The organism is Dorea acetigenes (genome assembly GCF_025567385.1).
In the GTDB taxonomy this organism is placed as follows: domain Bacteria; phylum Bacillota; class Clostridia; order Lachnospirales; family Lachnospiraceae; genus Claveliimonas; species Claveliimonas acetigenes.
This window is the reverse complement of record NZ_JAOQJU010000002.1, coordinates 204,570-217,659: the sequence shown is the minus strand read 5'-3', so window position 1 is coordinate 217,659 and position 13,090 is coordinate 204,570. Positions and strand designations below refer to the sequence as shown.

14 protein-coding genes, 1 tRNA gene and 1 pseudogene are annotated in these 13,090 nt (G+C 41.0%); 8 read left to right on the top strand and 8 right to left on the bottom strand.

Annotation, left to right across the window (positions count from 1 at the left end):
* Positions 1 to 25: 25 nt before the first annotated feature.
* Positions 26 to 98: transfer RNA gene (locus OCV99_RS03425), tRNA-Thr, on the bottom strand.
* A 119-nt stretch (positions 99 to 217) separates the two neighbouring features.
* On the opposite strand from OCV99_RS03425, the gene OCV99_RS03420 reads away from it, so the two are divergent.
* Entirely contained in the window at positions 218 to 463 is a 246-nt protein-coding gene (locus tag OCV99_RS03420; protein WP_158368170.1) for a hypothetical protein, read from the top strand.
* Between the two features lie 59 nt (positions 464 to 522).
* On the opposite strand, the gene OCV99_RS03415 is transcribed toward OCV99_RS03420, so the two are convergent.
* The 4 genes and pseudogenes from OCV99_RS03415 to OCV99_RS03400 all read right to left on the bottom strand — a co-directional run.
* On the bottom strand, positions 523 to 1,155 hold the full coding sequence (locus OCV99_RS03415; RefSeq protein ID WP_158368169.1) for a PepSY domain-containing protein: 633 nt from the start codon (positions 1,153 to 1,155) through the stop codon (positions 523 to 525).
* A 60-nt stretch (positions 1,156 to 1,215) separates the two neighbouring features.
* Positions 1,216 to 2,589 carry a sensor histidine kinase gene (locus OCV99_RS03410; protein ID WP_158368167.1) on the bottom strand — a complete coding sequence of 458 codons (1,374 nt, stop codon included), beginning with the start codon at positions 2,587 to 2,589 and terminating at the stop codon, positions 1,216 to 1,218.
* A 3-nt stretch (positions 2,590 to 2,592) separates the two neighbouring features.
* Positions 2,593 to 3,267 (bottom strand): response regulator transcription factor, encoded by a 675-nt coding sequence (locus tag OCV99_RS03405; protein WP_158368165.1) that lies wholly within the window; start codon positions 3,265 to 3,267, stop codon positions 2,593 to 2,595.
* A gap of 157 nt (positions 3,268 to 3,424) precedes the next feature.
* Positions 3,425 to 3,553, bottom strand: a pseudogene (locus OCV99_RS03400) (ABC transporter permease); the annotation flags it as partial.
* 107 nt (positions 3,554 to 3,660) lie between these two features.
* Here OCV99_RS03400 and OCV99_RS03395 point away from each other — a divergent pair.
* Both OCV99_RS03395 and OCV99_RS03390 read left to right on the top strand, forming a co-directional pair.
* Positions 3,661 to 3,798, top strand: a complete 138-nt coding sequence (locus OCV99_RS03395) for a hypothetical protein (protein ID WP_227191931.1) — start codon at positions 3,661 to 3,663, stop codon at positions 3,796 to 3,798.
* Positions 3,795 to 5,567 (top strand): recombinase family protein, encoded by a 1,773-nt coding sequence (locus OCV99_RS03390; protein ID WP_262574723.1) that lies wholly within the window; start codon positions 3,795 to 3,797, stop codon positions 5,565 to 5,567. The genes OCV99_RS03395 and OCV99_RS03390 overlap by 4 nt, the downstream gene beginning before the upstream one ends.
* Positions 5,568 to 5,630: 63 nt before the next feature.
* On the opposite strand, the gene OCV99_RS03385 is transcribed toward OCV99_RS03390, so the two are convergent.
* From OCV99_RS03385 to OCV99_RS03375, 3 genes are all read right to left on the bottom strand, one after another.
* Positions 5,631 to 6,188 carry a hypothetical protein gene (locus OCV99_RS03385; protein WP_158368162.1) on the bottom strand — a complete coding sequence of 186 codons (558 nt, stop codon included), beginning with the start codon at positions 6,186 to 6,188 and terminating at the stop codon, positions 5,631 to 5,633.
* A gap of 107 nt (positions 6,189 to 6,295) precedes the next feature.
* Positions 6,296 to 7,015, bottom strand: a complete 720-nt coding sequence (locus OCV99_RS03380) for an ABC transporter permease (RefSeq protein ID WP_158368160.1) — start codon at positions 7,013 to 7,015, stop codon at positions 6,296 to 6,298.
* Positions 7,008 to 7,775 carry an ABC transporter ATP-binding protein gene (locus OCV99_RS03375; protein WP_158368157.1) on the bottom strand — a complete coding sequence of 256 codons (768 nt, stop codon included), beginning with the start codon at positions 7,773 to 7,775 and terminating at the stop codon, positions 7,008 to 7,010. The genes OCV99_RS03380 and OCV99_RS03375 overlap by 8 nt, the downstream gene beginning before the upstream one ends.
* A gap of 148 nt (positions 7,776 to 7,923) precedes the next feature.
* Here OCV99_RS03375 and OCV99_RS03370 point away from each other — a divergent pair, with 148 nt between their 5' ends.
* From OCV99_RS03370 to OCV99_RS03350, 5 genes are all read left to right on the top strand, one after another.
* Positions 7,924 to 8,547 (top strand): epoxyqueuosine reductase QueH, encoded by a 624-nt coding sequence (locus tag OCV99_RS03370; protein ID WP_158368155.1) that lies wholly within the window; start codon positions 7,924 to 7,926, stop codon positions 8,545 to 8,547.
* Positions 8,548 to 8,567: 20 nt separating this feature from the next.
* The gene (argH, locus tag OCV99_RS03365) at positions 8,568 to 9,947 is read left to right on the top strand and encodes an argininosuccinate lyase (RefSeq protein ID WP_158368153.1); all 1,380 of its coding nucleotides are present in this window, start codon (positions 8,568 to 8,570) and stop codon (positions 9,945 to 9,947) included.
* Positions 9,948 to 10,004: 57 nt separating this feature from the next.
* Positions 10,005 to 11,090, top strand: a complete 1,086-nt coding sequence (asd, locus tag OCV99_RS03360; RefSeq protein ID WP_158368574.1) for an aspartate-semialdehyde dehydrogenase — start codon at positions 10,005 to 10,007, stop codon at positions 11,088 to 11,090.
* Positions 11,091 to 11,330: 240 nt separating this feature from the next.
* Positions 11,331 to 12,431: a recombinase RecA gene (recA, locus tag OCV99_RS03355; protein ID WP_158368151.1), complete on the top strand. Its 1,101-nt coding sequence runs from the start codon at positions 11,331 to 11,333 to the stop codon at positions 12,429 to 12,431.
* A gap of 1 nt (position 12,432) precedes the next feature.
* On the top strand, positions 12,433 to 13,047 hold the full coding sequence (locus OCV99_RS03350) for a regulatory protein RecX (protein ID WP_158368149.1): 615 nt from the start codon (positions 12,433 to 12,435) through the stop codon (positions 13,045 to 13,047).
* The last annotated feature ends 43 nt before the right edge of the window (positions 13,048 to 13,090 follow it).

The following is a 13,090-nucleotide window of genomic DNA, read 5'->3' as shown; positions in this document are numbered from 1 at the left end:
GAAGTCCTTCAAGGACTTCTTTCTAAGCTGGAAATCGGACTTGAACCGACGACCCCTTCATTACGAGTGAAGTGCTCTACCAACTGAGCTATTCCAGCAAAGCAGTTACTTTGTAACAGCCACAAATACTATTATATATATTTTTCGGAAATTTGCAACAACTTTTTGAAAAAAATTGCAGCAATGTGATATGAGATAAAAATATGGGAGGAATAATATGCTGGTTACAAGACAGATGCTTTTTCCGCTTGCATTTTATAAAAAGGCAAAGTTTCATGGAAGCAGGGGAAAAATGAATTATCGGATTGAAAAAATAGAGGAGAATGAGGAAGAAAAATTCTTACTGACAGTCTGGGAGGGACCGGAATGTTATGATGTGACAAAATCAGAAAAAAAGGTTTCAAAATATCCGTTTAGTGATGCGGGGATGGAAGAAATCGTAAAATATCTGAATGAGATATAACATTTAAAATGACAGGGCAGAACACTTGCATGTCCTGCCCCGAATGGATGAATCGACAGTTAATCGTAAATAGATTCTTCTTCCCAGGAGATGATTTCCCCTGTTGAAGCGTCAATTTCAAATTCGTATTCCCGGTCTCCATGATAAATAGAACCTTCATAAATCTGGCGCCCGTCATCCCAGTCTGCATGTATGCGGATATTTTGTTCCGTTGCACCGTTTACTTTCGCGAGTGCAGTTTTTTTTGCTTCCTCTTCACTGACTGCTGCGGAACTGTTCTGAGAGTTGTTTTCGGCCTGTGTGTTTTCCGTATAAAAATCGTTTTCAATTTCCATGTCTTTACTTACAATTTCTCCGGTGGAAGCAAGAATGCTATAGTCATATTCCTGGCTGCCGGCGTAAAATTCCACTTCATATTCCAGAATGCCATCGTCTTTTTCTAATTTTACACGGATATGGCTGACGTCGTTTTCAGACACACCCGCATCTTCCAGAGCAATTGTTTTGGCTTCTTCCTCGCTTAAGGCAGCGTCCGACGATATGTTTTCGGTAGTGGTACCGTCAGAACTTTTTGTCTGTGAAGCAGTATTTTGCTGAGGCTGAATGCCGCTGTTTCCTTTATTTGCGTTACAGCCGGCTGTTATAACGGATATTCCAAGTATGCTGATAAAAAGTAAAATTTTTTTATTCATAGAATCTGTCCTCCTTTTGTTTTCTTGAGCTTAGTATATATTACAAATATTAAAGAAACATTAAATATCCATTTTTTTTGGAAATTTTATTGTAAATATGGTTCCCCGATTTACTTGGCTGTCTACGGAAATAGAACCATTATGGATGCCTACCATCCATTTTACCATGGACAGCCCCAGACCGGAGCTTCCGGAATCTTTTTTCTCTCTGGAAGGATTTACCTGGTAAAAGCGTTCCCATATTTTATCCAGTTTATCCTTTTCCATGCCAATTCCATTATCCTGTATTACTATTTGTATTTCCTGATTCTGTTCTTTCAGTGACACATGGATCCATCCGTTTTCCCGTCCATATATGACCGCATTTTGCAGTAAATTCACGAAAATACGCATTAGCATGGTTTCATCAGCCAGCATTTTGATGTGTGGTTCTTCAATATCTGTGGAGATAGAGATTCCCTTTTCACCGGCAGATGTTTGCATTTCCAGAATGGTTATTTCCAGAAGTTCGCTGATATCCAGCATTTCCAGATTTGGTTTTATTTTTCCGCGGTCTGCCCGTGCCAGTGTCAGGAGCTGAGAGATAAGTGATGACATTCTCTTTGCCTGACGGAATATGACGGTAAGGCTTTCGCGTGCATCTTCCAGGGTAGCTGCATTTTTCAATGCATATTCGCTTTGCGCAAGGATTACGGAAGTCGGCGTTCTTAATTCATGAGAGGCATCGGAAGTGAACTGCTTTTCCCGTTCAAAGGATTCTTCCAGACGATCTAACATATAATCAAAAGTCTCGCCTAATTGATAGATTTCATCTTTGCCATTCCCTAATTCGATACGTTTAGACAGGTCGCCGCCATGGGCGATTTCTTCTGCTGTCTTCCGGATTCGTTCGACCGGACGGAAAGCGCGTTTTGTTATATAATATCCACCCAGCGCAATAAAACCTGTCAATACGGGCAGCGCGACTGCAGTCAGTCGAATCATGATTCCGAAGTTGGATTCTGCTTCGGTCTTTGAAATAACACCCCGTATCCAGAATCCCTGTTCTTCCTGTATGGTGTAAATATCGTAAATCAGATAATGAGTTCCCTGTATAGTACTTTCCTGAATCTGATCTTCGTAGAAAAAGGGGGTTTCTTCTATGGGAACCTGCGTAGGAAGGTGCCCAAAAAGCAGGATTCCCTCTGCGTCATAAATGGAGAGATAGACTCCATCCCGGAAAAAATCCAAATCGTCATCAATTTCAAGGCGTCCGTCTTCGTATTCCAGTTCGGATACGGAATCATTGACAGCAGAACGAAGTTTCCCGGATAAGGATTGCAGCATTTGGCTGTTTCCAACAGAGAACAGTATTATCTGTATCAAAATCACCAGAATTGTCATAAAAAGTGTGTACCATAATGTAACTTTTCGCTTGATTGACCATTTCTTCATTTTCTAGTCCTTTACTTTTAAAACGTAGCCTGATCCACGGATTGTATGGATTAATTTTGGCTCATATGCATCATCGATTTTTTTCCTTAAATAACGAATATAAACATCTACCACGTTGGAACCGCCTTCGTAGTCATAATTCCAGACATGCTGTTCAATTCTTTCCCGAGAGAGTACGATGCCTTTGTTGCGGATCAGGTATTCCAAAATGGCAAATTCCTTGTTTGACAGTTCAATTTCTATATTGTCACGGTAAACACAGCGGGTATTGCAATCTACTTTCAAATTAGCCTCCGTCAGACAATGATCCGGATTTCCGGAATTTCTGCGTATCATTGCCCGGATACGCGCCAGCAGTTCATCGAAGGCAAAAGGCTTCACTAAATAATCATCAGCTCCGATATCTAATCCTGCTACACGGTCCTCAATACTGTCTTTGGCGGTCAGAAACAGTATGGGAACAGGATTCTTTTCCTTTCTGAGCGCATGTACAACTTCAGTTCCGCTCATGATGGGCATCATGATATCCAGGATAATAGCGTCATATTCGGCACAACGGATATAGTCTAATGCTTCCTGGCCGTCATAACATGCATCCACAGAATAATGATTTTTTATTAATTCTTTTACGATTACCCGATTTAAATCTTTTTCATCTTCTGCTACTAGAATACGCATATGGATTCTCCTTTCAAAGATATTATAACACTTAAATATTAAAAGAAAATTAAAAATGGATTTTATAATTACAAGAAAAGTGAAAGAAAAAATTATTTGAAGATATAGAAAGATATGTAGGCAGTTGCTTTCTTAGCAACTGCTATTTGCTACAAAGTCATATCCGCTTCTGATAAAGCCTTTCCAGAAGGTTTATCAGCGAATACAACCCCATTGCCATGATACAAAGAAGTACGATGGACATCAGAAGCCAGTCAAGTTTAAAAACCTGACGTGGGAAAGAGATATTTTGGATATCCAGGTGGCGGTAAGAATAATGCCCTTGTTGCATAAATCCATTTCTCTTGCATAGGATATCAGGAAAACATATCACTGTGCAGGTAGAAAAGTTATATGGAAAGAGCAGATTTTAATATTGATGAGAAGAAATTAGTGATGAAATTGATAGATATGCTGTTCCGGGAGCGTTTCATTACATATACAGAGAAAGTAGAAGCAGACAGACTCGTTCGGGAATGCGGCAAAATATGATTTGGCGGGCGGTTGTTTACTGCCGGTGTTCTACAGAAGAAGAAGCCCAGAAAGATGCGCTTGCTAAACAGGTACAAGAGGCAGAAGAATGTATTCTTCAAAAAGAATGGATGCAGGTGGATTCTTACGTGGAAAGCAAGTCGGGAACGACGACAAAAGGCCGGGCGGAATATAACCGCTTGTTTGACGATTTGCTGGAAGATAAGTTTGACATTGTGGTGGTAAAATCACAGGATCGCTTGATGCGTAATGCAAAAGACTGGTATTTATTTTTAGACCGTCTTGTGGCCTCAGGCAAGAGGCTTTATCTCTATATTGAAAATAAATTTTATACGCCGGATGATGCGCTTATTACAGGAATTAAAGCAATTCTGGCGGAAGAGTACAGCAGTGAGCTATCAAAAAAGATTAACAATGCACATAAAAACAGGCAGAAAAAAGGAAAGGTATTTATTTTCCCGCCTAACACATATGGTCTTTGTAAGATTTCCAAAGGGCGGTATGAACTTGTGGAGGATGAGGCGGAAGCTATCCGTCTTATATTTCAATTGGCAAAAAACTATGGTTGTGGTACGATTGCAGATATTCTGGAAGAAAATGAAATATATGACCGTGAAGGAAAGCCTTTTGAAGAGGAAGCCATCCGAAGGATTATCCGAAATCCAATCCGCTGTGGGACGATAGTTCAGAATAAGAGACATTGGGATTTTCAGACGAAACGGATGGTCCAGGTGCCGAAAGAAAAGTGGGTCGTTCACAAAAATGCAGTCCCGGCCTGTGTGACGGAGAAAGAGTGGCAGGAAGCCAATCGGGCAATGGATGAGCGTGCGATGGCAGGAAATGTAAAAAATTGTAAGCCGGAGAGCAGCCATAGGGGAAAATATATTTTGTCAGGAAAGTTAAAATGTGGACAGTGCGGCGCAGTTTTTTATCGCAGATATCGGAAAAAGTATAAGGATGATTCTTATATTGTTGAATGGAAATGCAGCAGTTACCTTTATCATGGAAGGCGAGCGGAAGGATGCGATAATATCGTTCTGAATGAGGAGAAATTGTTTGATTTGCTGCAGAATTTTCAGAGGGACTCCTATAGGGAAGGACAGAGAGACCCTATGGATATCGTAGAAAAGGTTATGGCTTTCATAGAGAAAGTCCTGGAAAAAAATCAGGATTTCCAAAAGAAAAAAAGATTAGAAGAAAAGTTGTGTTTTCAAAAAACGCTTTCGGACAGACTGCTTGACAAACTGCTTTATGGAGTTATCACAGATGATATCTACAAAATAAAAATGGAAGAATTGGAAGAATCTATAAAGAAGACGGAAGAAGAACTGGAGAGACTTCCGGATGAAGCGGAGGTCAAGAAAATGTTAGAGAATAGAATGTATGTTATCCGACAGAAATTAGAAAGCAGTTTTGTAAAGAAAGCGGTAGTTTCTGAAATGTTGGATAGTATAGAGGCAATCTTCGTTTTTCCCGATCATCTGGAAATTCATTTCTATCTGGAAAAATCCCGGAAAACAGCAGTGTGCTGCGTGTTGCCGGATGATTTTGTGTATCAGAAAAAGAAGGCTATGGAATGCATAAGAATCGAGAAATATATGAGAGAAAATCCATGCATTACGGCGAAAGAAATTGCCGGACTGGAAGGAGTAGGTTTGTCTGCTGTGAACTACAGAATCAGAAAATTAAGAAGGCAGGGAAAGATCTGTTTTGATGGAAAAGGCGGTCATGGAAAATGGATAGTGTGCGACGATAAAGAAGGAGAATAGAATAATCTCCGATAAAAGCATATCAGGCAGAGATATGGGTTATACATATCTCTGCCTGAATGATTAATCCTCAGGTGTGTGTTTTGAATGTTTCCAAAACCATATAAAAAGCAGGATTCCGCCAATGTACAAAATATTAATGAGGACAGTCGGGTTGTCCTTTAAGAACCAGACGATTAATATAATTGCAAGTGCAATGATAACTATCTGAAGTATGGAATAGATTCTGGAATTGCGGAGTTCCTTTCTTTCCTGTGTCTTTTCTTCTCTGCGTTCCTGCATCCGCAGATATTCCATCAGATCTTCGTCACGGAGTTTCATAAGGATGTAATCTTCCTGCGTAAATTCATAGTCATAATCACTTAAACTAAAATGTTCAGCAAAAGGGCACTCTGGCAATTGGCTTGAATCTGTCTGGTTATTAGATATTGTTTTTTTGTCTGCTTCAGCTACGGCTGCCGGTTCTTTGTCAGGCTTTTCCACAGATTTTTTTATGTTTTTTTCTGCAGACTTTTCTACAGATGCTTCTATATGTTTTTCCGCAAATTCTGGGGTAGACTGTTCTGTAGATTCTGCCGTGGACTCTTCTGGTTTTTTTTCTTCTGTAAGAGCTTCTGACATAAAAGCACCTCCACTTTTTCTCTTGTTTTCTTTTATCATAACAATTTATAGACAAGAATGCAAACTTATTTTCAGAATCTTTGGGATTGATTTAGACTTAACGATACTCAAAATGTCTTTTTCCCTTGTCGGTTAAATGTTTGACTTGCGTAGATAATCAGATATCCAAGACCATTTCTTGCGGCGAGAAATTCGCCGATGATTACTCCTACCAGGCAGAGACCGATATTAACTTTCATTGTGCTGATGATTGCGGGGATAGAACTTGGGATTACGACTTTGGTAAGGGCGTGATATCGGTTGCCGCGTAAAGTATAAATTAGCTTAATTTTTTCCGGGTCAACGGTTGTAAAACTGGTGTAAAGATTCAGGATGCTTCCGAAAATTGCTACTGACATGCCGGCTACGATAATCGTAGTTTTTGTGGCGCCCAGCCAGACAATCAGGAGGGGCGCCAGAGCAGATTTCGGGAGACTATTTAAAACAACAATATAAGGATCAAGGATTTCTGATAATTTAGGACTGAACCAAAGGGCAATTGCTATCAGAGTGCTGACAGCGATTACCAACAGGAAGCTGATAATTGTTTCGTACAGTGTAATTCCTATATGCAGAAAAATGCTTTTATCTTTTACCATTTGAAAAAAACAGATGGCAATCTTAGATGGACTGCTGAAAATAAAGGAATCGATGATTCCTACATTGGAGGTAAATTCCCAGACGAACAGAAAGCTTAATAATATAAGGATTCTCGATACACTGACAATTCTTTTGTGTTTTTTCTGCTGGTAGAGATAATTTTGCTGGCCAGCTGAAAGATTAGTCATTTTCATTCAGCTCCTTCCAGATTAGGTTAAAATAGTTTTTGAATTCTGGTGTATTTCTGCGATTTAATGGTGTATCCTTTTCCAGATCGAAGATAAGAGGAAGTGTTTGTTGTATGCTTGCAGGCCGTTTGGATAATATGATTACCCGGTCTGCTAAAGAGATGGCTTCTGAGAGATCGTGCGTAACAAGGATTGCGGTTTTTTTCTCCCGGCGGATAATTTGACCGATATCGTCACTTACGTTTAAACGAGTCTGATAGTCCAGAGCAGAGAAGGGCTCATCAAGCAGAAGAATATCCGGTTCTAGTACTAAAGTGCGGACCAAAGCCGCACGCTGGCGCATTCCGCCGGACAATTCTGATGGTTTAGCATTTTCAAATTGTTTCAGACCATAATCCGCGAGAAGTTCGTGGGCTTTTGCTTTTGCTTTGGTGGTAAGCATATGCTGTACTTCCAGTCCGAGAATGACGTTATTGTAGATGGTTCGCCATTCAAAAAGCTGGTCATGCTGGAGCATATAGCCGATATTGGTTGTGCTTTCTCTCAGATATTTTCCGCTGATTTTAATCAGTCCCTTTTCAGGTTCGAGCAAACCGGCAATCAGAGACAAAAGTGTGGATTTACCGCATCCTGACGGCCCGACAATGGCAATGAATTCACCTTCGTTTATTGCAAATGAAATATCGGTCAGTGCTGGAGTTTCGCCGTCCATATTATGGTATGCATAGTGAATATGTTTGAGTTCCAGTATTTGTTCCATGAAAACCTCCTAAAGATAGGGTGCAGACGTTGCAAAGTATACATTAGTTTATGTAGAAAACCTGAAAGGGTGCTTGCATACGGAGGCAAAATCTCATATACTAACAGAAGAGCAATCTGCGCTATAGAAAAAGACGGGAGAGGATTGGATGAATTATCAGAAAGAGTTGGACGGGTTGATAAGCAGACTTGAAGAACAAAAAGAAGTGCCAAGGCTTCTGCTTCACAGCTGCTGTGCTCCGTGCAGCAGTTATGTGCTGGAATACCTGAGTGAATATTTTGAAATTACTGTTTTCTATTATAATCCGAATATATACCCAGACGAAGAATATGATAAGCGGGTGCTCGAGCAGCAGACACTAATCAGGAAAATGCATTTTCGGTATCCGGTATCTTTTATCGCTGGTCAATATGATAAAGAGAAGTTTTATGATATGGCGAAAGGATTGGAATACGTGAAAGAAGGCGGAGAAAGATGCCGCCGCTGTTATGAGCTGAGGCTTCGTAAGACGGCGGAGATTGCGGCAAAAGAAAAATTCGATTATTTTACGACTACTCTCAGTATCAGCCCTATGAAGAATGCGGATTGGCTGAATGAAATTGGACGCAGCCTGGAGAAAGAATATCCGGTAAAATACCTTTTATCGGATTTCAAAAAAAGGAACGGTTATAAGCGCTCTGTGGAATTGTCCCGGGAGTATGGGCTGTACCGTCAGAATTATTGCGGATGTGTATTTTCATTTAAAGAAAGAAACGATTTACCAGAAGATTAAAAAAGAAAGAAGGATTTTTTATGGCACAGTTATGGGGTGGACGATTCACCAAGGAAACAGATCAGTTAGTATATAATTTTAATGCTTCTATTTCTTTTGATAAGAAGCTTTATGCGCAGGATATAAGAGGAAGTATCGCACATGTGATGATGCTGGCAAAGCAGGGAATTCTTACGGATGCGGAGAAGGATCAGATTATTGAAGGACTGGAAGGGATACTTTCCGATATAGAACGTGGAAAACTGGTGATATCTGAGCAGTGTGAAGATATACATAGTTTTGTAGAGGCAACCTTGATTGAAAGAATCGGAAATGCGGGAAAAAAGCTCCATACCGGGAGAAGCAGGAATGATCAAGTTGCCTTAGATATGAAAATGTATGCCAGAGATGAAGTGCTGCTGGTGGATAATCTGATAGAGGATATGCTGCATGTTCTTCTTTCTATTATGGAAGAAAATACGGAAACTTTTATGCCCGGATTTACACATTTGCAGAAAGCACAGCCAATTACGCTTGCTCATCATATGGGTGCCTATTTTGAAATGTTCAGAAGAGACCATGAGCGGTTGAAAAGCATTTATGAGAGAATGGACACCTGCCCTTTAGGATCGGGAGCACTGGCGGGAACCACTTATCCGCTTGATAGGGAGTATTCAGCGACGCTGCTGGGATTTGAAAAACCTACGATGAATAGTATGGATGGGGTATCGGACAGGGATTATCTTATAGAATTTTTGTCAGCTCTTTCTGTTATTATGATGCATTTGAGCCGCTTTTCCGAAGAAGTGATTATCTGGAATTCTAATGAATACCAGTTTGTTGAAATAGATGATGCTTATAGTACAGGAAGCAGTATTATGCCACAAAAAAAGAATCCTGACATCGCAGAGCTTGTGCGGGGAAAAACCGGAAGAGTTTATGGCGCGTTGATGTCACTTCTTACGACGATGAAGGGGATTCCTCTTGCTTATAATAAAGATATGCAGGAAGACAAAGAGATGGTTTTCGATGCAATTGATACAGTAAAGGATTGTCTGACGCTTTTTACCGGTATGATACGTACGATGCAGTTTAAAAAGGACAGAATGGAAGCAAGCGCAAAAAATGGATTCACAAATGCGACAGATGCGGCAGATTATCTGGTAAATCATGGGGTGCCGTTTCGGGATGCCCACGGTATTGTAGGTCAGCTTGTGCTTTATTGCATTCAGAAAGGGATTGCTCTTGATGACATGGAATTAAGTGAATTTCAGGAGATTTCGCCTGTGTTTGAAGAGGATATCTATGAGGCAATCCGGATGGATACTTGTGTAAATAAACGTGTGACGACGGGGGCTCCGGGGAAGGCTGCTATGGAAGAAGCGATAGAAAGTTACAAAAAGTATTTGCAAGAATATTAAAAAAGAGGTATATTCTATAGATGTATATTAGGAGAAAGGATAGGAGAGACAGATATGGTGGAACAGAAGTTAAAAGTCGGTATTTTAGGGGCAACCGGAATGGTTGGGCAGCGTTTTATCTCTTTGCTTGAAAATCATCCCTGGTTTGAGGTAACTGTCGTGGCAGCCAGCCCGAGATCAGCAGGAAAGACCTACGAGGAAGCAGTGGGCGGACGCTGGAAAATGGATACTCCTATGCCGGAAGCTGTGAAGAAGCTGACGGTGCTTAATGTAAATGAAGTAGAGAAAGTGGCTGCGGAAGTGGATTTTGTGTTTAGTGCTGTTGATATGTCAAAAGAAGAAATCAAAGCGATTGAAGAAGCATATGCGAAGACAGAGACACCTGTGGTTTCTAACAATAGCGCTCACAGATGGACGCCGGATGTACCGATGGTAGTTCCGGAAATTAATACAGAGCATTTTGAAGTGATTGCGGATCAGAGGAAACGTCTTGGTACGCAGAGAGGATTTATTGCTGTGAAACCGAACTGCTCTATACAGAGTTATGCGCCGTGCCTTGCAGCGTGGAGAGAATTTGAACCGACAGAGTTGGTGGTTACTACATATCAGGCTATTTCAGGAGCAGGAAAGACATTTAAGGATTGGCCGGAGATGGTTCAGAATATTATCCCTTATATCGGCGGAGAGGAAGAAAAGAGTGAGCAGGAGCCACTGCGTGTGCTTGGAAAGGTTGAGAATGGACAGATTGTAAAGGCGGAAGCTCCCAAGATCACTTGTCAGTGTGTCCGTGTTCCGGTATTAAATGGACATACTGCTGCAGTCTTCATTAATTTTGCACAGAAGCCGTCAAAAGAGCAGTTAATTGAAAAACTTGTAAGTTTTAAAGGTTTTCCACAGGAGGCAGAGCTTCCAAGCGCCCCAAAACAGTTTATTCAGTATCTTGAAGATGATAATCGCCCGCAGGTTGCGCTGGATGTGGATTATGAAAGAGGAATGGGTGTATCTATTGGCCGTCTGAGAGAGGACACCATGTATGACTACAAATTCATTGGTTTGTCTCATAATACTGTGCGCGGCGCCGCCGGTGGAGCAGTATTGTGTGCAGAAACTTTGACAGCAAAAGGATATATTACTAAGAAATAGAATGTGTAAGGCAGTATGAATGTAAAGGAGCGGTGTACCTGGAAATAGGTGCGCCGCTTTTTTATTGGTTATTTCATGGAAGTTAGAACAGTTTAGATTTAAGGATTGATTTTTCTACAAGAGCATGATATTATGTCTACTATAATCATTTTATCAAATAAATGTTGACTTTTTGAAACAAGTATAATACTATATTAATCAGAGATACGAACATCCGTTCGCAAACAAGGAGAATAGGTTATGTTAAATGAAGAGAAGAAAAAAGCGTTAGATGCTGCGATAGCGAAATTGGAGAAAGATTATGGAAAAGGAACCGTGATGAAGCTTGGCGACCCGGCGGCACGGGTGTCGGTAGAGACGATACCGACAGGTTCTTTGAGCCTGGATCTGGCTCTGGGATTAGGAGGAGTGCCGAGGGGAAGGGTTGTAGAAGTATATGGTCCTGAGTCCAGCGGTAAGACGACGGTTACATTACATATGATTGCAGAGGTTCAGAAGAGAGGCGGTATTGCAGGGTTTATTGATGCGGAACATGCTTTGGATCCTGTATATGCAAAAAATATAGGCGTGGATATTGATGAGCTTTATATTTCACAGCCGGACAGCGGAGATCAGGCACTTGAGATTGCGGAGACGATGGTACGGTCCGGAGCTATGGATATTATTGTTGTGGATTCGGTTGCTGCTCTTGTACCCAGACAGGAGATAGAAGGAGATATGGGAGATGCACATGTCGGGCTTCAGGCAAGGTTGATGTCCCAGGCGCTCAGAAAGCTTACTCCGGTTATCAGTAAATCTAATTGTGTTGTTGTTTTTATTAATCAGCTTCGTGAGAAGGTGGGAGTTATGTTTGGTAATCCGGAAGTTACTACAGGAGGACGTGCGCTTAAATTCTATGCTTCTATCCGTATGGAAGTCAGGAAGACGGAGACGCTGAAGCAGAGCGGAGAGATGGTGGGGAACCGGGTGCGCGTCAAGGTTGTAAAGAATAAGATCGCTCCTCCGTTTAAGGAAGCAGAATTTGATATTATGTTTGGAAAGGGAATTTCAAGAGAAGGAGACATTCTGGATCTTGCTGTGTCCATTGATGTCGTGAATAAGAGTGGTTCCTGGTATGCATACGGTGGAAATAAGATTGGGCAGGGGCGGGAGAATGCCAAGCTCTATTTTATAGAACATCCGGAGATTATGGATGAGATAGAAGCAAAAGTGAGAGAACATTTCCAGTTTGAAGGTAAAAAGGAAGAACAGGATGCAGCGGAAGATGCGACCAAGAAATCTTCAGAACAGAAACCTTCAGGAAAGAACAAACCGGAAGCAGAAGAGGCTAAGGAGCAGTAGAATGACAGTTACTTGTGTTGAACCTGTGACGAAGACAAAGTCCCGTGTATTTATAGATGGAGAGTTTGCCTTCATCTTGTATAAAGGCGAGCTGTTTCATTATCATATTGTGGAAAATAAGGAAATAAAAGAAGAAGTTTACCGGGAAATCAAGGATGACGTCGTCCTGAAGCGTGCCAAGCTTCGGGCGTTGTATCTTTTGAAAGATATGGACAGGACAGAAGAACAGCTCAGAGGAAAGCTCAGAGGCAGTGAGTATACAGAGGATATTATTGAGAAAGCACTTGAGTATGTGAAATCTTTTGGATATGTTGATGACAGTGCATATGCCAGACGTTTTGTAGAAGCGAACAGAAAAAGAAAAAGCAGGAGAGACATATATTTTTCATTGTATAAAAAAGGAGTCCCGGGGGAATTAATTGAACAGACGATAGAAGAATGCTATGAGACAGAAGATTCTGTGTCGGCGATAAAAGAGATTATGAGAAAAAAGCATTATAGTTGTGAGACTGCTTCCGAGAAAGAGACTCAGAAAATGTACGCTTATTTAGTGAGAAAAGGATTCCGTTATGAAGATGTACGGCAGGTTATACAAGTTTCTGAGGGGAACGCTTGACATATCTGTTAAAACAGTATAAAATTTAAGTGTTGTATTTGTA